General features: G+C 63.1%; 26 protein-coding genes and 1 pseudogene. 4 read left to right on the top strand and 23 right to left on the bottom strand.

The features are described from left to right. A partial coding sequence (locus tag D9V32_RS15855; protein ID WP_147440514.1) for a signal recognition particle receptor subunit alpha occupies positions 1 to 124 on the bottom strand: 124 nt, incomplete at its 3' end. Positions 125 to 235: 111 nt separating this feature from the next. On the opposite strand from D9V32_RS15855, the gene lipB reads away from it, so the two are divergent. Both lipB and lipA read left to right on the top strand, forming a co-directional pair. Continuing rightward, positions 236 to 961 carry a lipoyl(octanoyl) transferase LipB gene (gene lipB, locus D9V32_RS15850; RefSeq protein WP_121649885.1) on the top strand — a complete coding sequence of 242 codons (726 nt, stop codon included), beginning with the start codon at positions 236 to 238 and terminating at the stop codon, positions 959 to 961. A 161-nt stretch (positions 962 to 1,122) separates the two neighbouring features. Further along, positions 1,123 to 2,085 carry a lipoyl synthase gene (gene lipA, locus D9V32_RS15845; RefSeq protein ID WP_121649888.1) on the top strand — a complete coding sequence of 321 codons (963 nt, stop codon included), beginning with the start codon at positions 1,123 to 1,125 and terminating at the stop codon, positions 2,083 to 2,085. Positions 2,086 to 2,124: 39 nt separating this feature from the next. Here lipA and D9V32_RS15840 read toward each other — a convergent pair whose 3' ends face one another. From D9V32_RS15840 to D9V32_RS15810, 9 genes are all read right to left on the bottom strand, one after another. Next, positions 2,125 to 3,750: an ABC transporter ATP-binding protein gene (locus D9V32_RS15840; protein WP_121649884.1), complete on the bottom strand. Its 1,626-nt coding sequence runs from the start codon at positions 3,748 to 3,750 to the stop codon at positions 2,125 to 2,127. Continuing rightward, positions 3,747 to 4,370 carry a hypothetical protein gene (locus tag D9V32_RS16135; protein ID WP_183086368.1) on the bottom strand — a complete coding sequence of 208 codons (624 nt, stop codon included), beginning with the start codon at positions 4,368 to 4,370 and terminating at the stop codon, positions 3,747 to 3,749. The genes D9V32_RS15840 and D9V32_RS16135 overlap by 4 nt, the downstream gene beginning before the upstream one ends. Continuing rightward, complete coding sequence (locus D9V32_RS16715) at positions 4,282 to 5,187, bottom strand: alpha/beta fold hydrolase (RefSeq protein WP_425462015.1); 906 nt, start codon at positions 5,185 to 5,187, stop codon at positions 4,282 to 4,284. The genes D9V32_RS16135 and D9V32_RS16715 overlap by 89 nt, the downstream gene beginning before the upstream one ends. Before the next feature lie 77 nt (positions 5,188 to 5,264). Beyond that, entirely contained in the window at positions 5,265 to 6,071 is an 807-nt protein-coding gene (locus tag D9V32_RS16130; protein ID WP_147440512.1) for a hypothetical protein, read from the bottom strand. Between the two features lie 1,121 nt (positions 6,072 to 7,192). Next, positions 7,193 to 8,233, bottom strand: coding sequence for a GNAT family N-acetyltransferase (locus D9V32_RS16620; protein ID WP_121649882.1), 1,041 nt, complete (start codon positions 8,231 to 8,233; stop codon positions 7,193 to 7,195). Between the two features lie 9 nt (positions 8,234 to 8,242). Next, complete coding sequence (locus tag D9V32_RS15825; RefSeq protein ID WP_121649881.1) at positions 8,243 to 8,740, bottom strand: DUF2004 domain-containing protein; 498 nt, start codon at positions 8,738 to 8,740, stop codon at positions 8,243 to 8,245. Positions 8,741 to 8,742: 2 nt separating this feature from the next. Next, complete coding sequence (gene ftsY, locus D9V32_RS15820; protein ID WP_121649880.1) at positions 8,743 to 9,618, bottom strand: signal recognition particle-docking protein FtsY; 876 nt, start codon at positions 9,616 to 9,618, stop codon at positions 8,743 to 8,745. 40 nt (positions 9,619 to 9,658) lie between these two features. Further along, positions 9,659 to 10,321 (bottom strand): response regulator, encoded by a 663-nt coding sequence (locus D9V32_RS15815; protein ID WP_121649879.1) that lies wholly within the window; start codon positions 10,319 to 10,321, stop codon positions 9,659 to 9,661. Continuing rightward, on the bottom strand, positions 10,318 to 11,541 hold the full coding sequence (locus tag D9V32_RS15810; RefSeq protein WP_183086365.1) for a sensor histidine kinase: 1,224 nt from the start codon (positions 11,539 to 11,541) through the stop codon (positions 10,318 to 10,320). The genes D9V32_RS15815 and D9V32_RS15810 overlap by 4 nt, the downstream gene beginning before the upstream one ends. 124 nt (positions 11,542 to 11,665) lie before the next feature. On the opposite strand from D9V32_RS15810, the gene D9V32_RS15805 reads away from it, so the two are divergent. Continuing rightward, positions 11,666 to 12,961, top strand: a complete 1,296-nt coding sequence (locus D9V32_RS15805; protein WP_121649877.1) for a glycosyltransferase family 4 protein — start codon at positions 11,666 to 11,668, stop codon at positions 12,959 to 12,961. Here D9V32_RS15805 and smc read toward each other — a convergent pair. The 5 genes from smc to D9V32_RS15780 all read right to left on the bottom strand — a co-directional run bounded on the left by smc (position 12,911) and on the right by D9V32_RS15780 (position 20,664). Beyond that, the gene (gene smc / locus D9V32_RS15800) at positions 12,911 to 16,516 is read right to left on the bottom strand and encodes a chromosome segregation protein SMC (RefSeq protein ID WP_121649876.1); all 3,606 of its coding nucleotides are present in this window, start codon (positions 16,514 to 16,516) and stop codon (positions 12,911 to 12,913) included. The genes D9V32_RS15805 and smc overlap by 51 nt on opposite strands. A gap of 118 nt (positions 16,517 to 16,634) precedes the next feature. Next, positions 16,635 to 17,099, bottom strand: a complete 465-nt coding sequence (locus tag D9V32_RS15795) for a hypothetical protein (RefSeq protein ID WP_121649875.1) — start codon at positions 17,097 to 17,099, stop codon at positions 16,635 to 16,637. Between the two features lie 132 nt (positions 17,100 to 17,231). Next, positions 17,232 to 18,104 (bottom strand): hypothetical protein, encoded by an 873-nt coding sequence (locus D9V32_RS15790; RefSeq protein ID WP_121649874.1) that lies wholly within the window; start codon positions 18,102 to 18,104, stop codon positions 17,232 to 17,234. A gap of 105 nt (positions 18,105 to 18,209) precedes the next feature. Beyond that, complete coding sequence (locus tag D9V32_RS15785; RefSeq protein ID WP_121649873.1) at positions 18,210 to 19,007, bottom strand: hypothetical protein; 798 nt, start codon at positions 19,005 to 19,007, stop codon at positions 18,210 to 18,212. A 79-nt stretch (positions 19,008 to 19,086) separates the two neighbouring features. Next, entirely contained in the window at positions 19,087 to 20,664 is a 1,578-nt protein-coding gene (locus D9V32_RS15780; protein WP_183086364.1) for an Abi family protein, read from the bottom strand. A gap of 275 nt (positions 20,665 to 20,939) precedes the next feature. On the opposite strand from D9V32_RS15780, the gene D9V32_RS15775 reads away from it, so the two are divergent. Then, on the top strand, positions 20,940 to 21,551 hold the full coding sequence (locus tag D9V32_RS15775; RefSeq protein WP_121649871.1) for a M23 family metallopeptidase: 612 nt from the start codon (positions 20,940 to 20,942) through the stop codon (positions 21,549 to 21,551). Positions 21,552 to 21,590: 39 nt separating this feature from the next. On the opposite strand, the gene D9V32_RS15770 is transcribed toward D9V32_RS15775, so the two are convergent. From D9V32_RS15770 to D9V32_RS15735, 8 genes and pseudogenes are all read right to left on the bottom strand, one after another. Beyond that, positions 21,591 to 21,890 carry a helix-turn-helix domain-containing protein gene (locus D9V32_RS15770; protein ID WP_245982372.1) on the bottom strand — a complete coding sequence of 100 codons (300 nt, stop codon included), beginning with the start codon at positions 21,888 to 21,890 and terminating at the stop codon, positions 21,591 to 21,593. 76 nt (positions 21,891 to 21,966) lie between these two features. Further along, positions 21,967 to 22,383 carry a type II toxin-antitoxin system RelE/ParE family toxin gene (locus D9V32_RS16710; RefSeq protein WP_425462014.1) on the bottom strand — a complete coding sequence of 139 codons (417 nt, stop codon included), beginning with the start codon at positions 22,381 to 22,383 and terminating at the stop codon, positions 21,967 to 21,969. Positions 22,384 to 22,447: 64 nt separating this feature from the next. After that, the gene (locus tag D9V32_RS15760; RefSeq protein WP_121649886.1) at positions 22,448 to 22,849 is read right to left on the bottom strand and encodes a DUF1622 domain-containing protein; all 402 of its coding nucleotides are present in this window, start codon (positions 22,847 to 22,849) and stop codon (positions 22,448 to 22,450) included. 55 nt (positions 22,850 to 22,904) lie between these two features. Then, on the bottom strand, positions 22,905 to 24,104 hold the full coding sequence (locus tag D9V32_RS15755) for an ATP-binding protein (protein WP_121649869.1): 1,200 nt from the start codon (positions 24,102 to 24,104) through the stop codon (positions 22,905 to 22,907). 140 nt (positions 24,105 to 24,244) lie between these two features. Next, positions 24,245 to 24,637 (bottom strand): nuclear transport factor 2 family protein, encoded by a 393-nt coding sequence (locus D9V32_RS15750; protein WP_121649868.1) that lies wholly within the window; start codon positions 24,635 to 24,637, stop codon positions 24,245 to 24,247. 164 nt (positions 24,638 to 24,801) lie between these two features. After that, entirely contained in the window at positions 24,802 to 25,710 is a 909-nt protein-coding gene (mutM, locus tag D9V32_RS15745; RefSeq protein WP_121649867.1) for a bifunctional DNA-formamidopyrimidine glycosylase/DNA-(apurinic or apyrimidinic site) lyase, read from the bottom strand. A 2-nt stretch (positions 25,711 to 25,712) separates the two neighbouring features. Then, positions 25,713 to 26,423 carry a ribonuclease III gene (gene rnc, locus D9V32_RS15740; protein WP_121649866.1) on the bottom strand — a complete coding sequence of 237 codons (711 nt, stop codon included), beginning with the start codon at positions 26,421 to 26,423 and terminating at the stop codon, positions 25,713 to 25,715. Between the two features lie 11 nt (positions 26,424 to 26,434). Beyond that, positions 26,435 to 26,550: pseudogene (locus tag D9V32_RS15735) on the bottom strand (50S ribosomal protein L32); the annotation flags it as partial.

The following is a 26,550-nucleotide window of genomic DNA, read 5'->3' as shown; positions in this document are numbered from 1 at the left end:
GGATCAGTGCGCGGCGAATCTCGCGGACGGTGCCGTCCACGTCGGAAGCCGACAGGGTTCCCTTCTTCCGAAGGTTCTTGAAGGTATCGGCGAGCCGATCTGAGAGATTTCCAAAAGTAGCCATTTGGTGCCAGTTTACCAATTTCGGGAGGCCGATGGGTGAGCCCGGCCGGGCTCGCGGGTTGTCCACCCGAATTAATTATTGGACGGCGTACATTAATGCTAGGTTTAGCGCATGGTACGCATCGCACAGCTGGGCTTGAGCCCCGAGTTTCTCGACTATCAGGTGGGGTGGACGCATCAGCGCACCCTGCACGAGGCGGTGGTGAACGGCACGGCCGACGACACCCTGCTGCTGTGCGAGCATCCGCCGGTGTTTACCGCGGGGCGTTCGGCCCGTCCCGATGAGTACCCGGCAGATGGCACTCCGGTGGTACCGGTGACCCGCGGGGGGCGGGTTACCTGGCACGGCCCCGGGCAGCTGGTGGGCTATCCCATCATGCGCCTCACGCCCCTCGGCGATGACTCCAGCCTGGTCGACGTGGTGGGACACGTTCGTGCCCTGGAGCGCGTGCTCGTCCACACCGCCGCGCACTTTGGCGTCGACTCCTTCCGCGTTCCCGGGCGCAGCGGCGTGTGGGTCACGTCGATCTCGGGCACACCGGCCAAGATTGGCGCGATCGGCATTCGGGTCGAGCGCGGGGCGAGCCTGCACGGCTTCGCGCTAAACTGCTCGGGCGATCTCGCCGGGTTTGCGCAGATCGTGCCCTGCGGAATCCGCGATGCCGGGGTGAGTTCACTGAGCATCGCCGCCGGCCGGGAGATCAGCACCGCCACCGCTGCCGCGGTGATCGCCGCGAACTTTGACGCCTGGTATCACTCCCCCGAACCCTCTGATTTCCCGCAGCAGAACAGCGGTCGGGTGCTCGCGCACGCATCGGCGAGTGGCGGCAGCCGATGAGCGCCCGCAACGTGGGCGCAACCGGCACGCTGCCCGAATCGGGCACGACGGTACCGGAATCGAACTCGCCGCTCGGACTGCTCATGGTCGAACCCCCCGTGGAGGCCACCCTGCTGCCGACGGTCGCCCACACGTCGCCGTCCGCCCCCGAGGGCCGGAAGATGCTCCGCATCGAGACCCGCAACACGCAGACCCCGATCGAACACAAGCCGTCCTGGATCAAGACCCGCGCCACCATGGGCCCCGAGTACCGGGGGCTCCAGCAGCTGGTCAAGACCGAGAATCTGCACACCGTGTGTCAGGAGGCCGGCTGCCCGAACATCTTTGAGTGCTGGGAGGATCGTGAGGCCACGTTCCTGATCGGCGGTGCCCAGTGCACGAGGCGCTGTGATTTCTGTCAGATCGATACCGGGAAGCCCTCGGCGTATGACCGCGACGAACCCCGGCGCGTGGCCGACTCGGTGCTGCGGATGGCGCTGCGCTACGCCACCGTGACCGGCGTTGCCCGCGACGATCTCGACGACGAGGGTGCCTGGCTCCACGCGGAAACCGTGCGTGCGATTCACGAGGCGAATCCCGAGACCGGCGTCGAGATCCTGGCCACGGACTTCTCGGGAAACCCGGAGTACTTAGACACGGTGTTCGCGTCGCGTCCCGAGGTGTTTGCGCACAATGTGGAGACGGTCCCGCGGCTGTTCAAGCGCATCCGTCCGGCCTTCCGGTACGAGCGTTCGTTGGGCGTGCTGACCCGGGCCCGTGCCGCGGGGCTCGTCACCAAGTCCAACCTCATTCTCGGCATGGGCGAGGAACCCGCCGAGGTGCTCACCGCGCTGGAGGATTTGCAGGCCGCGGGCACCGACATCATCACGATCACCCAGTACCTGCGCCCGAGCCCCCGCCACCTCCCGGTCGCCCGCTGGGTCCGCCCCGAGGAATTCCTGGACCTCGAGGTCGCCGCCCGCGAAATCGGCTTCTCCGGAGTACTCGCCGGCCCGCTTGTCCGCTCCTCCTATCGCGCCGGCCGGCTCTGGGCCGAAACGATGCGCACGCAGGGCCGCCCGATCCCGGACGCCCTGGCGCACCTGGACCGCGCGGCGGACGCGCCGCAGGCGGTGCGCGCCTAGAGCTCCCGGGTCTACTTGCTTCTCGCTCGCACTGCGCAATTAACGTGCCGAGGCGGACCGTCCGAGCACTATGTGTTGGGGAAATCGTTCGAGAAGTTCCCTGTCGTGTGTGATCACGATGACGAGACCGTCCGTTGCAAGCTCAGCTAGCACGTTTGATATTGCTGATTTGAGAGGTGCGTCTAGGTTGGAGGCGAACTCATCGAGGAGGAGAACTCGTGGTTTCGTCAGCAGCGCGTGGAAAACGAAGATGAGTTGTTTCTGCCCGCCAGAGAGATCAATGCCGTCGTTTCCGATTTTCGTATCCAGCCCGTCGGGTAGAGTCGTGAAAAAATCAAGCACACCTACACGAGCCGCAAGCGTCAGAATCTCCTTGTCGCTCAGTATGGCTCCCATGAGCAGGTTGTCGCGCACTGACATCGAAAGCACATCGCGCGATTGAGGCATGAGATAGACCAGCCGACGAATCTCAGCCGACGACCCCTCATCGACCGAGAGCCCGTTCCACGAAAGGGTCCCCGTAGTCGGTGTGTAGAGACCGTTCATGAGGTGGAACAGTGTGGATTTTCCCGCGCCATTTCCTCCGGTAAGACAGTATGCGCCTGGGCCGCGGAATTCGATATCCGGAATTCGTACACGCTCACCGTTCTCATACTGATATGTCAGATCCTGCGAGGTGCAGCTCAACGATGGCGGCGAGGCTGGCAACTTGACTTCCGCTGTTCCTGGTTCCCCGGGCAACCCGTCAAACACTACTTTCAAACGTGCACGCGAAGCCTCGGCCTCGCCGAGTTCGCCGAGCGAAACAGCAATTGTTACTAGTGGGGAAATCATGTAAACGAGGAACAGGAAGAACGTCGCGAGCTGTGCGGGCTCGAGGTTTCCTCGGGCAATTTCCACTCCTCCGAGAATGAGCACACCGACGATACTCACCTGTGTGCCCGTATTGATGATCGGCAAAATTAGTGAGGTGCGAGTGATCAATCGCGCACCCCTTCGCCGCGATTCTTCCGCCTGCCGGCTGAGCATCCCCAGCATCCAGGTCTCGGCCCGAAGCGATTTTATCGGGACGAAGTTGTACAGCATTTCATAGAGCCTGGACGAGTAGGCTGCTTCGGCCTCTCTCGATCGTTCCGCTGCGATTCTTACGGCGCGGAGTACAAGCATCATCGCGAGCCCGACCAGCATCAAAACCGCGACGAGGGCAAGGCTCAGTCTCAAGCTAGCGAACAACAGCCCGATAAAGCACAGCACACTCACGATGATCGAGCTCAAGAGTTCAGGGTACGTCGAGAAATATGGCTGTTGGGCTGCGGGGATGTCTTCAACAACGCGGTTGTTGAGGTCACCTCGATCAAACGATGAAAACCGGCGGTGGTCAGTTCTTAGCATTGTGCCCACGACTGAGTTTCGAAGGTTAAACACGAACCTTTCCGAGGCAAAACCGAGAAGCAGCTTACTCAACGCCGCGCCTATCGCATCGGTCAGAAACGAGGTAATAAGCAGGAGAACTATGAGAGTGGGCAGTGGGTTTTGTGCGAGGAAAGATTCTGCAAGCCGCCGAACGAGTAGCGGCTGAACCGCGGTTGCCACCGAGGACAAAATCAGCGAGACGATTCCAATTCCGAACTGCGCCCTCGCACCCCGAAATCCTATTCTTCTCATCTGAGGGTGCGCCCAACTACAGGTTGAACTTGGTTCGGCTCAAACACGAAGTCATTTTTTGGTCGAATTGACTCTTCAAATCCGCTGCCTCTTGCCACCATTACCTGGAAATCAGGGTCCTCGGTGAATTTCATATTTTCACGCACGCACTCCGTCAAAAGACTGACATGCGCTGTGTATTGGGGACGCAATAGCTCGGAATCTCTCAGCATCTGCATTGTAGTCACGATGTCTAAAATTCCTTTCTGTCTGCGTGAGCTAGGGGAATAGAACATCTCCCAAAACCGAACCTTTTCAACAGGGAACAATCGTTGCCAATGTTTCCATTCGTCTGATTCAGATGTACCAGTGCGGTAGAAGACCACGTGATCCTCGACACCGGGGTTCGGTGCGAAAAACTTCCAATTCGGAATCCAAAAGGAGCCCAAGCGCATTACCAATCTTCGGACCCGAGCATTATTGTCGTCCGGATGTTGCGAAAATAGAGTGGCAACGAGCCATACGAGAAACACCCCATAAATCAACCGGCGTTTAGGGTCCATCGTGTTCACCTCTAATACGAGATGCCACTGCCAAGACTCCCCTGCGCGATAGCAGAACAGAGTGATGATTGAGGCCAACGAGTATGTCTAGCGGTTGACTATCTTCTAAGAACTGTCTGAATAACTCCTGTTGTACTGCCAGACTTGACTCGGTGTCGTCAGAAGTAATGACCCTAGTTGGGACTTCTCCGTTACGGACCCCAATCGTTCCATCTAGCAAAAGCGCTGAAATCGTGTCCCATTCTCTTTTCATTGCGCGCCAGGTTCGACCCGTTGGGATTTCACTCTCAACGCTATGCGAATACGGGTTTCCAGAGAGTCCCTTTGCTGTCGGACGATTGTCATTCAGGATGCCCAAACCAGCGCGAGCAAGAAGAGTGTTCATTCGAATCGATTCGGTGACCGCAAGGACTCCCTCCCGTCTCTGATCTGACAGGGTCGCTTCTTGCGGATGCGTGGGCTCGATAAGCCAAAGACTGTCCACTTTTTCGGGATGAGCTTCGACAAACCGATGCGCAATGTATCCTCCAAAGGAGTGGCCGACAAGTACAACACTCTGATGCAATTCCTCAATATTGGACAGGAGATCCTCGAGATCATTCACCGACTCAACTATCGAATACGGAAAAGAAGTTCCAACGCGCGACCTCCGATACCCTGCGCGATCATAAATTACAACGAGAGTGTCTTCAGCTCGGCTCAGATGGTCGGCAAGCAGCAATAGGTAGTTTGAAGATGTCCCAAGACCGTGACAAAGAACGTACACATGCTTGGGGCGAATCGAACCAGCAACGCGATAGGCGATGTCATTACCCGATCTAGCCAAGAACGAATGCTCAGTACATCGGAAGTGACCTGGTCGTTTTGAGATTGCTCTCCGAGAAACGATATCCATGCCGACCTCAGCAACTTTGCTCCCGGCAACAGCAATCGCGATACTCCAAATGGCCGCCGCGGCGAACCTATACGCGCTCATGTGCGCGGGTTCACTACTCTGAGAACGGTAGGGTAGCCCGCGACGAATGCAAGCAGGAACCGACCGAGTCCGAGAAAATGAGAATTTGCCAAATGGAACAAACCCATCGCGGCCAGACCCAGCACACTTCCGATTCGACTTCGCACGATCACCGGAAACACCAACTCCAATGAAGTTGTGCTGTACGTCAGAAACTCTGAAAACCGCGGACGCGCACGTAAGAACTCATAGAGTTTCCTATTCCCGTATGTGTGAGTCCGCGCTACGCGTTCTACTGCAGTCCCGTTAGTCCACTCTGAGCCGAAACTCTTCGCAAGTCCACTTGCAAAGTAACTAACTATTATTTGACAGCCGATGAACCCGATAGCAAGATCTTTGTTCTTTCCCCTACCGACTCGTCCGAGGGCCGATGAGGCGTGAATTAGCCCAGCTAGCTGGTCTGCACCATCACTCCCGTTCAACGTATATTTTGAGGTTAGTATCTGGCAAGACGTTATCAACAACGCGAGATACTTCCTAGCCGAGTTTCCACGCACCGCGAGCAACGTGACCGAACCGGAAATTCTTAGCCCGAGCGCGACGCGGACAATGCCCTCTCTGGACATCAGATTGTTTAAACGCTCGTTGCCTGAGGCAGACGACTTCAGATGTTCCCAATTGTTTATCCCGCCTCGACGGCGCTCGCTCGGGTTCATTGATTCGAAAGCAGAAAGTATCTGTACCACGGCAGCCATGTTCTCGGCAAATTCCAAAGGCCTCTCGCTTGTCTTGGCGAGAATCTTTTCCCTAATGGTTTTCTTCATTGTTTTCCCCACAGACAGCTGTGTGGAAAAGGTCTGTGGCCAGAGATTTCCACACAGCTGCCAGCTTTCATCTAGACGGCGGTTTCTAGGCCGCGCTGAGTGCGCGCGACGGCTCGGCGGGTAACGGTCCGAGATGCTGCTCTGGCTGCGACAAGCGCGACCGTGATAATCGTGGCCGGAGTAGCCATGATCGGCACAGATCGCCGACCTGCCTGGTCATACTCATGCCTCGGTAGCTTCCCAGCAAGCTCATCCTCATTTACTAGCCTGGTCAGATTGTCCATTTTGAATCTCCTTCTTTAACCGGGTCACGGTGGAGTTCCGCCGTATCGCCACGCTATGCACCTTTTCTGGATTTCGATACGATAAATATCGGTATCTTGCCGATTCGAAAACCGCCCAGTAAATTCTGGTCGGCTTGATTCCGACTCCAAGTTAGGTCCCTATATTTCAGCCGAGATTTCCCTCGTTCTAGCGATTTCCGGGAGAATTGGAATCTCCAGGATGAGCCCACATTCGAGCTTTGTCATGTTCACAGCTGACGTCAAAGAAACCTGGAATATCTTCCAGAAATGTCCGCCCTGTGTCCGGGATTACATCTACAGTGAGGGGGTATTTGAGCGGCAATCGCAGCGGTCAACGCGTGTACATCCCGGGTTCGAAAAACGAGTCCTGGCAGCACGCATCGCGTTGGAAACGCTAGGTTTCCGTTTTCTCGTCTGGCAACAGCTATTTGCATAGGTCGAATTAGCAACCGCTTCGTCACTGATCCCCTGTCGCGCATAACCACGATAATGAGGCTTTCCCACTTGATTCGTGACAAGAGGGCGGCGACACTTTTGGCTGGGGCGCTGAGGCGCGGCAGACAGACAGGCGATCTTCGTTTCGAAGAGGGGTGCCCTCGAAATGTGTCGCGATTTGGCTACTCAATGAGCAGTCAAAAGGTGCCTCAAAAAACGGGACCGGGTCCGAGTAGCGAGATCGAGACCGGTGTCGACATCGAAGCCTCCCCCTGCTCAAACCCCGCCAGAAAACCAACGTTGGCGTCAGCGCCCACATCAACGCAAGCAGCGTCAACGCCAGCGCCAGCGCCAGCGCCAGCCGCCAACAAACCCCGGCGACTATCCCAGGTGCTTGAACCCCGCGTGCGAGTGGGTGAAGCCCAGGCGCTTGTAGAACTCGTGGGCGCGGGTGCGGCGGAGATCCGAGGTGAGCTGGGTGAGGGCGGCACCGCGGCGGACGCCCTCGGCGAGGGCCCACTCGATCATGGCCGTACCGACACCCGAGCCGCGCTCGCTGCTGGCAACGTGCACCGACTCGATCATCAGGCGGTTCACGCCTCCGCGGCCGAGGCCCGGCAGGATCGTCAGCTGCATCGTGCCCACGACCTCGCCCGCGGGCGAGTCCACGGCCACGAGCAGGTGCGCAGGGTCACGATCGATGCGGGCAAACGCGCGCGCGTATGCGCTCAGGTCGGCCGACTCGGTGGTGTCCGGGGCGTCGCCCCGCAGCTTGGCCACATCGTCATCGGCGAGGAGGCGCAGCAGGGCGGGAACGTCCTCGGCACCGGCGCGACGCACCACATAGCCGTCCGCGAGATTCGCGATGAACACGCCCGCGGGGGTGCTCGGCACCAGGGTGTCGCCCTCGCGGTGCAGCACACCGTGCACGCGACGCACCCCGGGAACCGGGCGGCGCGCGGCCACCTCGTCCAGGTCGCGGCCAAAGAACAGGCTGTCGGTGCCGTCGGCAAAGTGGCCAAAGGCGGCCACGGGCTCATAACCGTAGCGCTGGTACAGGCGAATCGACTCGGGCTGCTTGGTTCCGGTTTCCAGACGCATGTGGCGGGCTCCCAGAGCCACGGCCTCACGCTCCAGGCCCTCCAGAATGATGCCGGCCAGGCGGCGTCCGCGAGCCTCGGGAACCACGAAGATGCGCTTCATCTCCATGACGTCCTCGCTCTCGCGACGGATCGCGCCGCAGCCAATCGGTGTGCCGTCCTCAAACGCCACGACGAAGGCCACAACCTCATCCGGGTTGAGATCCGGAATCGGTTCGCCCTCCCAGGGGCCATAACGGACGGTGAGATCGGCCTGCTGGGCAGCGCGGAGATCCCGCCCCACCGGATCGGACCAGTGGGTACGGACGAGAGTGATGGTCATGCGGTAGTGCTAGTCCTGTTCAATCGATACGGCTTCGCCGCGGTTATTCAAAGAAACGAGGAGCACATCATCGGACTCATCCATGCTGAGCGCGTACTCGAACACCACAAACGTGTTGTCCTCGCCCGCGTGGGAGGGGCTAAAGCGCACACCGATCACCGCGAGTGCACGCAGCAGGTCGATGTCACGGTCACCCGAAACGTGACTGAAGTAGTCCTCCAGGTCTTCGCCATGCTCGTCGTTCAGCAGGGCGATGAACTGGCTCACCGCCGTGTGACGGGAAGAAATCTCGGCGATCATCGCCTCGCGGGCACGCAGATCCAGCTCCTCCAGCGAGGAGATCATCGCGGCCGCCACCTCGAGGGACTCCTCGGTGACGTTATCGGCGCTCTCGGCGCTCAGCGAGACGCCCACCGCCTGATCACCAAACTCGATGGTCTCCGACCAGTAGATACCGCCCGGACCGCCCGTGGAAAGCAGGCCAAAAAAATCGTGTTCGAGTGCCATGATTAGCCCACCAGCTTCTGTGCAAATACGTGCGGGGTGAAACCGGTGAGATCGCCGATCTGCTCGCCCTGACCGATTAGCTTAATTGGAATACCCGTGCGCTCCTGCACGGCGAGCACAAACCCACCCTTGGCGGAGCCGTCCAGCTTGGTCAAAACCAGACCGGTCACGCCGGCATGCTGGATGAACGCCTCGGCCTGCGCCAGGCCGTTCTGCCCGGTGGTCGCGTCGAGCACCAGCAGCACCTCGGCGATGGGGGCCTGCTTCTCGATCACCCGACGAATCTTCGACAGCTCATCCATCAGACCGTTCTTCGTCTGCAGGCGGCCGGCGGTATCGATCAGCGCGATGTCCACACCCTCGCGCTTCGCGAACTCCACGGTCTGGAATGCGACGGATGCTGGATCCTGACCGTGATGCTGCGGACGCACGATCTGCGCCCCACCCCGCTCGGCCCAGGTAGCCAGCTGCTCAACGGCGGCCGCACGGAACGTATCCGCCGCACCCACCACGACGCTGCGGCCGAAGGTGCCCACATAGTTCGCAAACTTACCGATGGTGGTGGTCTTGCCCACACCGTTCACGCCCACCACGAGCACCACGGCCGGACGCTCACTCAGGCGCAGTGTCGGGTCATACTTCGCGAGACGCTCCTCGACGTTTTCCCGCAGCATCCGCTGCAGATCGCGCGGGTCGGTGGTGTGGAATCGGGCCACGCTCGCGCGCAGCTCATCGATCATGTCCTCCGCCACATCGGCACCGAAATCGGCGGTGATCAGAGCGTGCTCCAGGTCATCCCACGTGTTCTCATCGATGGTGGGTTTCTGGAACAGTCCCCGAAGGGCGCCACCGAGGGACCATGCGCTACGTTCTGACATACCCTCTAGCCTACCGGTTACGCGCGCCCGAGGGCCGCGACTAGCGCAGCAACCTGTGCTCGTAGGCGAGCGCAACGATCTGCAGGCGCGAGGTCAGCGCGAGCTTCCCGATAATGCTCGAGATGTGGCTCTTGACCGTGGACTCACTAATGAACAGGGTCGCCGCAATCTCCGAGTTTGTCAGCCCCCGCGCCGCGAGCAGGAAGGTCTCCTTTTCCCTCGCCGACAGCGCGGCGATCGCCTCCTCGTTTGCGGGGCCCGGGCCAGCCGGGGCCAGGTCGCGGATCAGTGCCACGGTGTTGGCCGGGGCGATCACCTGCCGGCCGCTCGACACCGTCCGGATCGTCTCCAGGAGAAACTCCGGCGTGGCATCCTTCATCAGGAACCCCGATGCCCCCGCCTCGATCGCGCGCAGCACCGCCGAATCACCCTGGTGGGTGGTCAGCACGATCACGCGCGGGGCCGCCGCACCCTGAGCATCCAGAATCTTGCGGGTCGCGCTGATGCCGTCATCCAGGGGCATGCGCACATCCATCAGGATGACGTCCGGGGTCTGCTCCGCGGCGAGCGCCACGATCGCCTCACCGTCATACACGGCACCTACAAACTCAAGGTCATCCTGAGACTCGATCAGCATCGCAATGCCCGAGCAAAACAGCACCTGGTCGTCCGCGATGGCGACCCGAATCTTCGTCGAGCTCACGCGTGTACCTCCGCCACGTCCATGCCCACACGTTCTTCGCCCGTCACCGGAATCGAGGCGGTCACGACGAAGCGACCCGGTTCGGCGTCATCGGCCTCAGCGGACAGCCAGCCGCCCGCGACCCGCGCACGCTCGCGCATCCCGCGGATCCCGCGGCCGGGTTCGCGCGCTTCGCCCTCGGGAATCTCAACAACGTCGCCGTGCGAGGACACGATGAGCGCAAGCCCCGGCCCCCGCCAGTCATACACGATCTGTGCCCGAGCGGATCGACCGCCGTGCTTCAGCGCATTGGTGAGCGCCTCCTGCACGATGCGATACACCGCGAGGGACTGCCCGACGCTCAGCTCGGCAGGCTCACCGAAAACGGCTGCCTCCACCCACAGCCCGGCCGTGCGCATCCGCTCGGTGAGCTCCGGGAGGTCGTCGATGCCCGGCTGCGAGTGCCCCACCAGCTCGGTGTCCAGGGAGTCGAGAAGCCGGCGCACCTCGATCAGGGACTCCCGCGCCGAATGCGAGATATCGGCGAGCGCAGCCCCCGCACGCTCGGGCTTATTCTCCAGCAGGTAGCGCGCGCCATCGGCCTGGGCCACGATCACCGAGAGGGAGTGCGCCATGATGTCGTGGACATCCTGTGCGATCCGCTCGCGCTCGTTCCCCACGATCAGCTCGATCTCGGCCCGGCGCAGGTCATTCTCCACGGCACCGCGCTGTTGCTCACTGCGCACGCGATCCCGATCCGCCCGCATGGTGTTGCCAATAGCCCAGGCGGCGACCCCCAGGACGGACGCACCCACGGCCACATATCCAGACATTGAGGCAAACGCCCCGCTCCGGAAGTTTGTGATCGAAATAACAATGCCCGCCACCGCAAACGTCACCAGTGAGTAGCGGCGCAGTTCTCGTTGGCGCGTTGTCCCGAGCACTGCGGCGACCACCAGCAGGCCGAAATAGATGGGCCAGCTGTTTGAGGTGAAGCGGTGATCCGGGATAAACGCCTGCTCCAGCACCACGCATCCCACGAGGACAAGCGATACCCAGGGCCAGATCAGGACCGTGGCCAGTGCGCCACCCACCAGGAAGAGGGGCAGGAGGAAGGCGAAGGCGGCCGCGGGCTCACCCCAGTTGACCCGGTTCTGCTCGCCCAGGATCCACATCGTTACGAAGAGCGCGGCTAACAGCAGAGGAACCACTCGGCGAGCCCACTTCACGGTGTTTGTCATGTCTCCCACGCTAGGGGATGTCCCGGCGCGTACCGAGCGTTTTCGGGTCATTTCGTTCGTGCGGACGACCGAACGGCTCCCGGGAACTACTCCCCACGACGGCACCCACCCTTGACTGGGATGCATGAGAATTGCACTGGTCATTGACTACTCACTGGACTACCTCGGCGGAGCTCAGACCGCCGTTATCGCGCAGGCCGACGCGCTGACGGCTGCCGGGCACTCGGTGCTCGTGGTGGCCCCGGCCGGCCGGACCGAAGAGCGGGCGAGAATTTGTTACGAGTGGGTACGCGCACCGTTCACGCTGCCCGGGTTGGGCCTCCCGGTGATCCCGCACCGCGAACCACTGCGCGACCACCTCACCGCACTGTTCGTTCGCGAACGCATCGCACGGGTGCACGTCCACTCGGAGTTTGGACTCGCGGCCGCGGCGCTCGCGGCGGCGCGAACACTGGACATTCCCACGGCCCACACCGTCCACACGTTCTTCTGGCAGACGGGCCTGCCCACGATGATGCAGAGACTCATTGCCCCCGCCATCGGCGCCTTTCACCGCTGGATGACCGGGCTCCCACGCACCGGCGTGACGCTGCCCGCGCCGCCCGCCGACGCCGCCCTGCGCTCGATGACCCTCGCCACCGCCCAGCACGCAGACGTCGTGATCTCACCCTCTCAGCATCAGGCTGCCCGGCTTCGCGAGGCGGGTCTCCCCGCGGTCATCGCGATCCCCAACACCGCGGCACGCACCCGAGAACCAACGGCACTGCCGCCCCTCTCGGCAGAACGCACCGGTGCCCCCACCCCACTGCGAGTCCTGTGGATCGGCCGCTGCGTCCCCGAAAAGCGCCTGCTGCCGTTCGTGCGGGCGGCCCTTCGCGCGCTCTCGCGAGTGCGGCCGGGAACCCTGGAGATCGACATTGTTGGTGCGGGGCCGCAGCTCACCGCGGCACAGCAGCTCGTGGGCGAGACCCCGGGCATCGTCTTTCACGGCCGTCTCACCGAAGCCGAGGTCTCCCGCAGCATAGCTAGGTCGCACCTCGTCGCGCTCACCTTCTACGGATTCGACAATCAGCCCATGACCATCGTGGAGGCGCTCGCGGGTGGCCGCGGGGTCTTCTACGTCGACCCCGCGCTCACGGAGGGTCTCGTCACGGTGGGCGAATCCGGTGCCGGCATCCGCTGTGTCGATCCCTCGATCACGTGTATGGCGGACACCCTCGTACGCCTCGTCAGCCAGCCCGACACGGTGCGGGCCGCCGCCGCCCACGCACTCGCCGCGTGCGCGGACTTCTCGCCCGCTCGCGTGGTGGCCCTCCTAGAGGACGCCTATCACGCAGCCGAAACACCTCGGCTGCGGAGCGACGCTGCGCTAGACCTCGACCGCCGCCCGATCCACCACGCGCTGACCCACGACCGCTGAGACACCGTCCTGACGCATCGACACCCCGTAGAGCGCGTCGGCAATCTCCATCGTGCGCTTTTGATGGGTGATCACGATCAGCTGTGAGCTCTCGCGCAGCCCCTCAAAAATGGTGAGCAGGCGGCCAAGGTTGGCGTCGTCCAGTGCCGCCTCAACCTCGTCCATGATGTAGAACGGCGAGGGGCGGGCGCGGAAGATCGCGACCAGCAGCGCCACCGCGGCGAGCGAGCGCTCACCGCCGGAGAGCAGCGAGAGGCGCTCGATCTTCTTACCCGCTGGGCGCACCCGCACCTCGATGCCCGTGGTGAGGAGGTCGTCGGGGTCGGTGAGATCAATGCTGCCGGTGCCGCCGGGGAACAGGATCGGGAACACCTCGGCGAACTGCGCCTGGGTGTCGGCGAAGGCCTCGCCAAAGATCGTCTGCATCTTCGCGTCGAGCTCCTCGATGATGGTCATCAGGTCGGCGCGGGTGCGGGTCAGGTCGGCGAGCTGCTCGGTGAGGAACGCATGGCGCTGCTCGAGCGCGGCAAACTCCTCGAGCGCGAGCGGATTGACCCGGCCGAGCTGGCCAAGCTTGCGCTGCGCAGACTGGTGGCGGCGCTCCTGCTCGGCGCGGGCGTAGGGCAGGGTGCGCTCCGCGGCACCAGCCGGAGCGGGGTCCCCAGCGTGCGCATCGCCGACCGATGCGGCTCCACGCATCCAGGAGATGCGGCCGGTACGGGTGAGTTCCTCCTCCTCGCTCGCGGTGAGGCGAACGCCGGTGTCGGGGCCGTACTCCACGACCAGCGCCTCGCGTTCGAGCCCGAGTTCGGAGAGCGCACGCTCGAGCAGCGAGGTGAGCTGCACGCGGCGCTCGTAGATCTGCATTTCGAGGCCACGCATCGAGTCGGCGATGGCGTCGAGACGGGTGCGGGCACCGCTCTCCTCGGCACGCAGCTCCTGTAGCTCGCGGTTCTGTTCGCCGCGCTGGTGTTCGGCGTGGGCAAGGTCGAGCGCAGCCTGGGCGAGCGAGCGTTCCAGAACCTCGCGCACGGCCGGCAGATCGGCGAGCACCGAGCGGGCCACCTCGAGTTGCCGGGCGCGCAGTACCGCACGCCGGGCCTCGGCCTCGGCGGCGTCGCGCTCGGCGCGGAACCGGCGGCGCAGCGCGGCGAGGCGATCCTGCTCGGTACGCACGCGCTCGCGGGCGGTTTCGACGCGCAACCGGGCCTCAACCTCGGCCTCACGGGCGGTTTCGAGCTCGTTCCAGAGGCCCTCTCGCAGCGAGGCGTCGAGGATGGGGCGTGGTTTTGCCCGCACCGTTTCGACCGCACGATCGGCGGCGGATGCGGCAGCCTCGGCCTCGCGCAGACCGGTGGCGGATGCGGCGCGGGCCGCCCGCAGGCGCTCACGCTCGGCCTGCGCAGCCTCGTGCTGCCCGCGGGCGCGGTGCAGCCGTTCGGATTCGGCGGCGACGCTCGCGTCGAGTTCGCGCAGCGCGGTGAGGGCGGCGGCGGATGCTTGCTTGGCAGCCTGGCCTTCGGCGCGGGCGGCGGTGAGATCCACGCGCAGGGTTTCGATGCCGGAGTGCACCTCGGCGAGGCGGTCGGCTGCGGTGTCGTGTTCGGCGCGCAGGGCGATGCGCCCGCGCCCCTCACCGGAGCCGCCGCTGATCGAGAAGCGGGTGAGGACGTCGCCGCTCACGGTCACGATTGTCGCGGGTACTCCCTCGGGAAGGGTCGCGAGGCCTCGGCGTGCGGCGCCTCGATCCTCGGCCACGTAGACGCCGGCGAGGAGCCCGCGCACACCATCCGGCGCACTCACCAGGGTGTCGGCGGGAATCAGACCGGCTGCGGGCGAGGTGGCGGGGGTCGCGGCATCGGCGATCACGAGGTCCACGCGTCCGAGGGCATCGTTCTCGACCCGGTCGAGGGCACCGTGGGCCGCGTCGGCATCGGTCACCACCACGCCGTCGGCGAAGCGGCCGAGCGCGGCGGTGATGGCGGCCTCATAGCCCGCGTCCACGCGAATGGCGGCCGCGACCAGGCCGGTGACACCGGTGAGATCGCGCGCCAGGAGCTCTGCGGCGCCGTCGCGAATATCGAGGGCACGGGCGAGCGCGGTGGTCTGCGCGGCCAGGGCGTCGCGCTCGCGTTCGGCGGCGTGTAGGAGGTCGCGCAGCCGCTCAGTTTCGGCCTCGGTGGTCTGCACCCGCTCCTGCTGATCGCGGTAGGCGTCGTTGAGCCCGGAGGTGTCGGCATCAATGGCTCCGGCCCCGGTTTCGGCCTCAGCGAGCGCGCGGGCGGCGTCCTCGGCACGCTCGGTGGCGGCGGTTTCGGCGCGTTCCTGCCGCTCACTCTCGGCGCGCAGGGCGGCCAGGCGCGAGGCTGCGGTTTCGGCACGACCGGTGGCGGCCTGCACCTCGAGGTCGTGGGCGGACAGCAGCTCGGACTGCGCGGCGAGCTCGGTATCCACCGCGTCGAGTGATCCGCGGGCGGTCTGGGCGGTCTGGCGGGCGCGTTCCCAGGCGGCCTCGGCGGTATCGATCGACTCGATCAGGCGGGTGACCTCGGCCTCGGCGCGTTCGATCGCCTCGGGTGAGATGCCGGGGGCGGCCGCGGGCCGCTCGCCCTGGGCATCCAGCAGGGCCACCTTCTGGGTGGCGAGGCCGGTGAGCGCGTCGAGGCGCTGCCGCACGGACTCGAGATCGAACACGACGGTGCGTGCGCGATCCACCGCGTCACCAATCTGGGCCTGCTCGAGCTGTGCGATGCGCGCGCGGGTGTGATCAGCACGCTCCTGCAGGATGGCACGCTCGGCGAGGCGATCGGATTCGTTACCGGAAAACGTGGTGATATCGGTTTCGAGGCGCACGATATCGTCGGCAAGAAGACGTGCGCGCGCATCGCGGGCAATGGCCTGGATGGACTGGGCCTCGCGTGCTACCTCGGCCTGCTTGCCCAGCGGCTTGAGCTGGCGACGGATCTCCCCGGCGAGATCGCTCAGGCGGGTGAGGTTCGCCTGCATTCCGTCGAGCTTGCGAAGGGTCTTTTCCTTACGGCGGCGATGCTTGAGAATGCCCGCGGCCTCCTCGATGAAGCCGCGGCGATCCTCGGGGGTGGCACGCAGCACGGCGTCGAGCTGCCCCTGCCCCACGATCACGTGCATTTCCCGGCCGAGACCCGAGTCACTCAGGAGTTCCTGAACGTCGAGCAGCCGGGAACTCTGCCCGTTGATCGCGTACTCGCTGCCGCCGTTGCGGAATAGCGTGCGCGAGATCGTGACCTCGGTGTACTCGATGGGGAGCGCGCCGTCGGAGTTGTCGATGGTGAGGGTCACCTCGGCGCGGCCGAGCGGGCCGCGTGTGGAGGTGCCCGCGAAGATGACGTCCTCCATCTTGCCGCCGCGCAGGGTTTTGGCCCCCTGCTCCCCCATCACCCAGGCGAGGGCGTCCACCACGTTGGACTTCCCCGAACCGTTGGGACCGACCACGCAGGTCACGCCGGGTTCAAACGCAAACGTCGTGGGCTGGGCGAAGGATTTGAACCCCTTCAGGGTGAGGCTTTTGAGATACACGCGCGATCACCCTTCCTCGAATCGGAGCTTGCGTCTGCACTACCGTACCAAGAACCGGCGACCAGGCCCGTAACCGCGGGGATGTGACGGGGTGGGGTGCGCGCGGCAAAAGCCCGCGCTACTCGATTTCTTCGGACTCCGAGAGGTCTTCGATGGTCTGTGGCACGCGGCCCACGAAGTTCACGCCGATGCCGAACTCCTCGGCGATCGAGAGCGCGGATTCCTGGAAACGCATCATCCAGGTGCCGTCTCCCCAGATCACGGCCTCGGGCTCGCCGAATGCGCCATCGGCCCCAGCGAGGCGCGCGAGATCCGCGGCTGAGAGCGCCCATTCGGGGCCGCGGAGGGCCTCGTCGAGGAACTCGAGGGCGTCGCCGACGAGTTCATCAAAGTCGGCGGCGATCGAGGCAGCTACCTCCACGACGTCGGCCTCCGGGGCGGCGGGCGGCTCGATGATCAGGCTGATCTCGTGCTCGCCATCTGTCCCCTCGATGGTTGCGACCCAGAAGGCCAGCTCCTCGGGGGATTCGATGCGAACAAACTCGGCCGTGCCGGCGACAAACGCGGTGGGGATCTCACTCATGAGTCGAGTCAAGCACAGGTGGCGACATAATCGGGAACGGGGACGCCCGTGTCGATCCACCGCGCGCCCCAAACGGCCGGATGCGCAGCCGCACTGCGGTACGCGAAAGCTCCGCGGCGGCGACCAGGGCTCCTATGCCGGGGACAGGCCGGACTCAATGAGGTCGGCAATTTCGGTGAGGGAACGGCCGTGCGCCAGCTCGAACGCGCTCACCGCATCCTCCCCGGAGAGCTGAACGGTCAGTGCCCCAATAGTTGCCCAGCGCTTGGTTCCGGGCGGCCAACTCGCCATCGGCTCCAGCTCGGGGAGGGAAAGTCGATCGAACTCGGGCATCCGGGCGGCCCCGCGGGCGACGCGATAGTCGGCGCCAACGGCCGCGGCGAGCCAGCATTCGGCGAAGCTTGCCGGGCGGATCGAGGCGTTTGGGCCTCCGCCGCGTCCAAGCAGCACCATCGTATCGGCGCGGCTAGCACTCCAGCGGGCCCCACCCAGCTCGAATCGGATCAGCCGATCATTGTGCAGGTTCACGACCGCTCCCCAGCCACGCAGCAGGTCGACGCACTCGGCCGAAAACAGCCGCTCATGAATCTCGCGCTCTCGCCGCCGCTGTTCGATCTCCCACCGCTCCTGAGCGATGGGCGCGAACTCCGCTTCGAGTGCTAACCGGTTGGGTGCGGCGCCCTCGCTGAGACGCTGATGGAGCCACTCGGGATCGATCTGCACGTAGTAGTCAAAGTGCACCCGTTTCGGCGCACGCCTGCGGGTGATTCGACGATCCGGCCTGAGGAGCCGCGCGCCGTGATCAATCGACCACACGGCCACGGCCTCGCCATCGACCCGCGCCACCCAGGACCACCCGTGTTCGCGAATCTCGGGCGAGGCCTGCTCCACCAGTTCGGCCAAGTGAATGCCCGGGCGCACGCTGATCTGGCGCGCATGGGAGACGGCGTCATCGCCCATGGCAACGCTGTCTCGGTCGGTCTCGATCTCCAGGGGTCCAAACATGCGTCGAGCCTAGCCGTTCCCCTGGGGGTCTGCATGGCGGATGGTCTCCGCGAGGGCGATCGGTGCCCTCCGGCGCGCTCTTATGCGGCCTCGCTCGGCGTGGTCCTATTCGCGCCGATACTGCTCACGCTCGCGCAAGTACTCTTCCACGTAGGTGCGCACGAGCGCCCGCAGCTCGGGGTTATCGACCGGCACCGTCGCCTCGGGAACCGCGGGGGCGGGTGAGGCTTCGACGGGTGATGCCGCAAGACGTTCACGTGCCAGGATGGTGCGGCGCTGCACGAATCCGGCGATGATGACGATCGCCGCCCCGGTGAGCGCCAGGATGATGAGTGCGGTGTGGACCCTACTCAGGCCCTCGCCGAGGTTCATCCGATACCGACTGTCGAGCGTGCGGATCGCGGCGATCAGGATGGAGGCGACGCCCAGCCCGAATGTCGTGAGGTAGGTGATCCGCAGTACGCGCTCGCCCTTCAGCCAGCGGTAGGCAAGCGAGAGGAAGCCCAGCACCACGAGCCCGCCCACGCAGATGTGGAGGGCCGTTTCGAGGTCCTGGAGGAAGCCGTCCCAGGGGCTCCACCCCGACTGGGTGTTGCCGTACTCGTAGTAGGGCTGCGACCACCGGTTGCGACCGGATCCCGGCCACAGCACGGTGATAATGCCCAGGAGGAAGGTGATGCCCGCGCCGATCCAGATGGTGCGGCGCAGCCAGACGTGCTGCGCGGCGAGCGCGGCGATGAGGTAGAGATCGGCCACAAAGACGCGCCAGGTGATCGAGAATCCAACCGACCCGAACTCGCCAAATGCAACGACGAACGCCATCGCCACTCCCGATGCCGCGAGCACACCGATCAGCCACCAGAATGCCACCCGGGATCGATCCCCCGTACCAAAACCAAACATGCAAACGCTCCCCTCGTTGTTCGTCAAACCTAGCGGGTTTAGGGTGCGCCGTGCCGACCTAGGTCACGCGCAGCACGTTTCATCTGTCTTCGTCATCACGGGGAGGCAACATCCCGTCTAAAACTTGCTTCGTTAGAGCTTCCTTGCCTAACGCTTCGACAGGACTCACCAAATCGTCAAGCGTTGCGTTCGAAGTAACCCACCACTTAGCGGCCTCCCATCTCACTGACTCGGACGGGTACGTCCCTCCGAGTAACCGCCGGTTTGCCAATACCACAATGGAATGGATATCCCCGCTTTTCTCATCAAATTGAAACGACGGAAAACGATGAGCGGTGATACCCGGTATGGAAAGCAACGCGCCTTTCTTCCGGTAATACTTGAGCAAGGAACGCCTGTCGGCTTCCGTTTCTTTTACGCTCAGTTTTTCCGTCGCCTCTTTCGTAAGCAGGATTTCGAGTTTGTGAATGATTTCTGCCTGTTTGCTGAGCTGCGCGCTCCGCGCGTAACCCGCTTGCCAAACAGCTTCTTGCTCCCATCCCCGGGGAAACCCCATGGCAGTCAGCCGGTCTGCGTTCTCCCCGGCAAATGCGACAACGAGATTGCGCAGACGATCTCGGGCCACGTTTGAGCTGTCAATCCTGGACAGCAGATAGGCAATTAACACAAGCGTCCCGTATGTTCGCACGGCGGGGCTGGCAATTGTGCGGGCACCATTATCATTCATCTCATCGCTCAGCAGGTGTTGCATCTCAGCCACTGAGTGTGGAACTGAAATCGCCGTGGAGTGGTTTCGATTCCATAACCGCGCATGATGCGCACAGACGTTTCGGGCCTGTCTGAGGTGCTGAATCCAATTTATGAACGCGCCGGAGTCTCCATTCCCGTTCTCACGGAACAGGTCAAACTCTGCGGCAATTTGCTCGCGATCGTGAACGGTCATCCCGGCGAACAATCGACTGAGCATTTCGAACGTCATCGTTTCAGTCGCAGTCCAAATCGGCAACGGGTCGCCATAGTTCGAATAGATGTGAGCGACGTAGGCTTCGTTCGAGATTCCTTCGACGCGGCGCTGTTTTTCAATCCACTGATGATGATCACTCGCAACCCACGTGCACTCCTCAGAGCAGGATGAGGCCGTGCAGTGTCGATGCTTTGTCTGCCCCCAGTCAGCGCTGACCTGTTCGGGATCGAGATGACTGAAGGGACCTCTTTTCCCCAAATGGTGGCCAATGGCGGACCGAAGTGCAACTTCAATTTGAGAGAGCGCTCTGAGCATCTCGGCGCGAAGTTCAGCATCAAAACTGTAGATCTCAACGACCTCGTTCAGGGACGTTCCATCTGCAAACTCAGAGGGGCGAGGTGCACCTTTCACGCTCGCCACTTTTCGAAATCCATACCAATAGCCAGAGAGTCGATAATATCCAACAGCGCGAAGCGTCCGCTGGGCAAATTCTTGGTCAGACATCGCCATTCCCAAGCTAGCCAGGCGGCGTATTTGCGCGTCAACGTCTAAAAACGGTTTGTCGTATGAGCTGGGCATAGTGGCAGCGTATAAAGAAAACTGGTCGCCTTCCCTTATCGGGAATGACGACCAGTCGTGATGGTAGCAATCATATCCCAGATTGCGGGCAAGTCTAGGGAAATGGGTATTCACCGACCAACACATCCCCGGACATTGCGGCCACCTGGTCGGATGGCTCCTCACACGATAAGCAAAGGAGTTTTGGAGCCCATCGGGAGCGAACCCGTCATCCGTTAGAGCACAATTCCGAATCTACAGGTTCAGGATCCCTCTGCAGGAGACCTCGGCATCTACGCACTCACGCAGCACACCAATTTGCATATCAAAAAACACCAGCGCCGTCTGTGTGTTCATGCCACCGCTGACAGATTGGGGCATGGGCGCGGAATCTCTGTCAGGCTCGTAGCATGCGACCAGTCGATCTGACCTACCCCTTCACCGGGCGGTGGCTCGTGCGCAACAGCCCGGCATCGCGCGTTCCCAGCCACGGCACCGCACTCTTTGCGACCTCGCACGCGATCGACTTTGTTCCGGTTCGCTCCGGCCGCAACTCGGCACGGTTTTCTCTGCGCTCGCTCTTTTTGCCCGAACCCGCGACGCGCTTCCCCGGTTTTGGTCGAGCGATTCTGAGCCCCGTGGCGGGCACCGTGGTGAGCGTGCACGATGGCGAGGATGATCACGATGCGTACCGAGGTTTTCGCTCACTGGGTTACGCGATTTCTCAACGGAGGCGCGCATCCGAGGGGTGGCATGCGCTCACCGGGAACCACGTCATGATCCGGTCGGCCGGCGGCGTGATCGCACTCTGTCACCTGCGACGCGGCAGCATCACGGTGGGAGTCGGGCAGCTCGTGGAAACTGGCGATCACCTCGCGGAGTGCGGCAACTCGGGCAATTCCACCGAAGCCCACCTTCACCTGCAGGCGATGGACTCCGCGGATCCCCTCAGTGCGCGCGCACTCCCGTTCAGCTTCAACGGTCTCGTTCCGCGCACTGGCGCAGTTGTCGAGGTGCCGTAATGTGCACGAGAAGAGACTCAGAACAGGATCTGGCCGTGCCTAGGCAACTCTCACATGCTCATCACCGATGAGGAACTCCACCGAGAGCCCTCCACCGACCGCTTCAAGATACCGGCGGATGGTTCCGACTCGGGCGTTATCGAGTTCTCCATGTTCAATCTTCGAAACCTGGCGCTGACCGACTCCGATCCGTGCGGCAAGCTCTGCCTGAGTGAGCCCCGCTCTCACCCGCAGCTCACGCAGACGATACGCGCGAACCTCATCAAGCATCCGTGCTTTTTCCGCATCGATTGCGTTTCGATCGGTGGGGTGATTCTCAAGAAATTCCGAGACACTCATAGCCACTTTAGTTACGTCCTTTCATCGAACCTAGGTGCAGATCAAAGAGATCGTCGGCTTCCGGAATGCTCTTCCGTTACCAGCGCACCCAATCGCCAGCCTTATCACCAGCGATGAGCAAGATTGCCTGCCTCCGAGGATCAAAGGCAAACAGGATTCGCAGCTCCGACCGCCCGGAAGACCCGGGACGCAGTTCCTTCATATTCCTATGACGCGAACTCACCACCGTATCTTCGAGTGGCCGTCCCAGCTGCGGACCATGTTCTTCCAGCAGCTCGATGTCCACGCTCCACCCGAACCAAGAATAGACCGTTAAGGGTCTGAAAACGAGCTCTGGAAGCCATCGCAAGATTTTGAGAACCTTGCAGCCCCCCCCCCCCGCAGCATAGGTGCCACTAGCGCCAAAGTTCTCGGGCGACGACGCTATCCTGTCGCGTCGAACCTCTCCGAGAGGATCGGCGTCGAGCGGGCTGCCCGGGCTGGAAGCGGTCATCGAGTCGCTCGCGCCGAAGCGGGTGTCCGAGTAGGAGGGCACCGCCCCGACACGGTGGAACCGGTTATTTCGCCGCGGAGGCCTCGCGCGAAATCTCCTTCGCCACGACCTCGCCGCCGCTGGTGAGCAGCGCGCGCCGCCACGGCAGAGTGCCCTCGATCTCGATCTGGATCGACATGCTCAGGATGGTTCGGATGATCACGATGAGGCCCAGCACGGCGGCATCCTCAAGCGAGGGCGCGGACAGCGTGTGGATGATATCTGCAGCCACAAAAACCTCGAGGCCCAGCAGGATCGATCCCCCGATCGTGGTGCGCAGCGTCTGGAACGCGGCCGCTCCCCCGGCACCGCGACGCAGCGCTCGCGCAGCCAGGACCGCGGCAATCACGAAGCCGACCACCACCACGCAGACACCGATAACTTCGATAACCGTAACGACGACCTCAAACAGCGACTCTGTGATCATGAGCACAGTCTAGGGGTCGAAGGCTACCCGGGGGCGTCTCGCCACCCGCATATCCTTAGCCAGCCTGGGGGCTCAGCGGCGGGAAATGATCCCAGTCATCGGTTGCACCGGTGCCAAGGTCGTCCGCGGTGAGAGAACGAACATAATCCCGAAGATACGGCAGGGAGAATGTGACCAGTCCCCTACCATCGGTCTGCACGTATCCGCTCTCGATCAAGCGCTTTTTATACACCTGCACGTACTGATCCGAGACCTCGAGGCGTCGCACAATATCGGAGACGCGGCTCGGTCCGTCGTCTACGGCCATAGCGGCGATGAACTGCTGGTCCACCTCAGATAGATCCTGATACACACGGCTGATAACACGCCGTTCAACCGCGGCTATTGCTTTTCCGTGGGCCGCCTGCGCATCCGACAACGTGATACTGCTCTTGCTTTCAGAGTTTCGCCAGGCATAGTCCCCCGCGAGCTGGACCAGGTACGGGTAGCCCTGCGATACGCTCACCAACGAGGTGAGCGCGTCCTCATCGATTGCCTTACCGCCGATGCGGATTGACTCTTCCAGCACAAACCGCGTCTCGGCGGGAGTGAGTCGCCGAAAATCGAGGTCTCGGGACCGTCTCAGGAACGTCGTGTGTTCCTCATTTACCAGGGCCTCAAGGTTTACCCGGATACCGGCAAACACCACCATGAGGTTTGCCCCCTCCCCGATGGCGTGCGAGAGTTCCAACGCGAATCGAGCCAGCTCGCGAAGGCGCGTCTTTCCCGACGACACCTCATCAATGGTGATGAGGATCCCGGCGGGGCTGCCGGAGTGAGAGAGTTCCTCCGAGAGTGCAACGAGGTCACGACGCAGCAGTGGCTTGATCTCGCGGTGACGGTCGATGTACTCCCACTGCGCGGAGAACTTCCAGATCCCTAGACCCGTGAGCCGCCTACGCGCATCAACGGAAACCTCGCTCATGAGCCCGGGGATGGTGGTCTCCATCACCCGCTCCATGAGCCCTGCACTCGCATCATCACTGATCACGAGCCAGCCGCTATCGCGAGCGTGATCCTGGATCTTTGCGAGCATCGATGTCTTCCCGGACCCGCGAAGACCTGAAAGCAACACGGTTTGGTTCTCACCAAAGTCCAGCGTCTCAAAAACGGCGGTCAGTTCGGCCAGTTCCTCAGCATGCCCACCAAACACCAGCGGCGCCCGCCCATAACCCGGGCTGAAGGGGCTCGGTTCGGCAGATCTCTGCTGGCTCATTTCCCCAGGCTACACGTGCAAAATCTTATTTAGTTCTATTTACTTTATTTATTTGCCGCGCGAGACTTCCGCAGGCTCGGGAACCGAACCATGACATCACTGGCAACGGCGCGCAGCACCAGCGACAGCGGTTCACCCCCTCAATCGAAGTGGTCTGCCAGCGCCTCAACCGCTCCGGAGACGACCTGCCAGCGGCCATCGACGACTCGCCACTCTCGATGCCAGGTGAGTCGCACGCTCACCGTTCCCTCGGCGGCGCGAAGCACCGCATTGGCGACGGTTGTTGTGTGCCCTCCCTCGGCGTCCTCCGCCGCTTCGCGGCTGAGCACGTCAATCTTGTCGAACGAGGTAGCTCCGGTGCGGTGGGCGTCAAGATCGGCCTGCTTTGTCAGGACCGCACCGTCCGGGCCAATGAACGTCAACTGGTCGGAGATCAGCCGGTCGAGCGCCACGAGGTCGCTCTCTCGCATCGCATCGAGGAGTTCCGTCTCGGTGTCCTCGATTGTCCGGCCTGCATGGTCTCGCGTACTCATGACCCGAGACTATCAGCCGGCATCTGTGTGCCCCGGCCTACGTCCGGAACCCGAGACAGCGGGCTGCAGAAGCCCACAGCGGAGGCAGGAGCACTCACGCACTGAGCACGCCCACGCTGAGCGCTCACGGGGCAGAGAGCCCCCTCGCCCGCGAGGAGCTCACGTTAGCGAGCGCGTTGGCACCGCGGGCAGAAGTGCGACCCGCGGTTCATGAAGCTCTCGCGCACAATCTCGCCCCCGCAGCGCGGGCACGCCTTGCCCTGCTGGCCGTAAGCGTTCAGCGAGTGGGCGAAGTAGCCCGAGTTGCCGTTGACATTAACGTACTGCGCGTCAAAGCTCGTGCCACCCTCGACGAGGGCGCGGCGCAGCACACCGCGCACCTGCTCCAGGAGGTCGCGGCGGCGGGTCTGCGGGATGCCCGCAGACTCGCGGTCGTAGTGCAGGCGAGCGGCCCACAGGGCCTCGTCGGCGTAGATGTTACCGATGCCGCTGATCAGGGTCTGATCCAGCAGCGCACGCTTGATACCGGTGCGGCGACGGGCGAGGCCGGCGAAAAACGCGCGGTCATCGAAGTGCGGGTCCAGCGGATCGCGCGCAATATGAGCGGCGGTGCGCGGAATCAGCGCGCCGGGCTCAAAGGCTCCGCCAAAACCGGCGGGTAGGGCGTCCGGGGTGGGCACCAGGGAGTCAATCATCATGCCGCCAAACAGGCGCTGATCCACAAAGTTCAGCCAGAGCTCGCCGTGTTCGGGGTGCTCGAGGCTCAGCCGAATGCGGGTGAGCTTATCGTCGCGGCCGGGTTCGCGGAGCAGCATTTGCCCGCTCATGCCGAGGTGCGCGGCGAGCACGTCACCCGCGGCGGGCCCCTCGGCCACCGGAAACCACAGGTACTTCCCGCGGCGCACCGCGCCGCTCAGCCGAGAACCGGTGAGCAGCGCGGCAAAGTCGCCGCGGATCGGATCGTGCCGCTTCAGCGCACGCTGATCCAGCACCTCCACACCGGTGATAATGGCACCGGAAACGGCGGGCTCCAAGCCCGCACGCACCACCTCAACCTCGGGAAGCTCCGGCAACGCTACGCCCGGTTCAGCCCGTTCCAGGCCTCCAGAGCCGCAGCCATCTCGGCCTGCTTCTTGCTGGTGCCCGAACCGGTCGCGGTCGCGAGGGTGCCCACGATGACCGTGGCGGTAAAGACGCGGTTGTGATCGGGGCCGGTGCTCGTCATTTCGTAGCGCGGGGGCTCCTGATGGCGTGCGGCCGCAATCTCCTGCAGCGCGGTCTTCGGGTCGTGCGCGGCACTCATCCGTTCCGGATCGGCCAGTAGCGGGCGAATCAGGCGCAGAACCAGCGCCTCGGCCACCTCGATACCCAGATCGAGATATACGGCCCCAAAAATGGCCTCCATGGTGTCGGCCAAAATGGAGGACTTATCGCGGCCACCCGTGCGCTCCTCGCCACGGCCCAGCTTGATAAAGCGGCCGAGGCCCAGCTCACGCGCCACCTTCGACAGCGCCACCTCAGACACCACGGCGGAACGCATCTTCGCGAGCTCCCCCTCGGAGTGATCGGGGTACTCACGGTACAGCTCAGCCGTCATCGACAGGCCCAGCACCGAATCACCCAGGAACTCAAGGCGCTCGTTATGCGGGGCACCACCGTGCTCATACGCATACGAGCGGTGGGTCAGGGCAAGATCAAGAATCTCCGGCTTAACCGAGACACCGAGGATCGCTTCGAGCGATCCCCGGTGTACCCGAGAGCCTGAATCCTTCACGGAATCAGTCACAAAAAACCGGCTTAGACGTCGGCGACCTTGCGGCCCTTGTACTCCAGGAACAGCGGGGTTCCGGCGGAGTCGGTGACAACCTTGGCCTGGTGCGGCAGGCTGTAGGTAACCTTGCCGTTTTCAACGG

This window comes from Mycetocola tolaasinivorans (assembly GCF_003667565.1).
GTDB classification, from domain to species: Bacteria; Actinomycetota; Actinomycetes; order Actinomycetales; family Microbacteriaceae; genus Mycetocola; species Mycetocola tolaasinivorans.
Note: the sequence above shows the minus strand (reverse complement) of the source record. Positions and strands in the feature narration are given on the sequence as shown.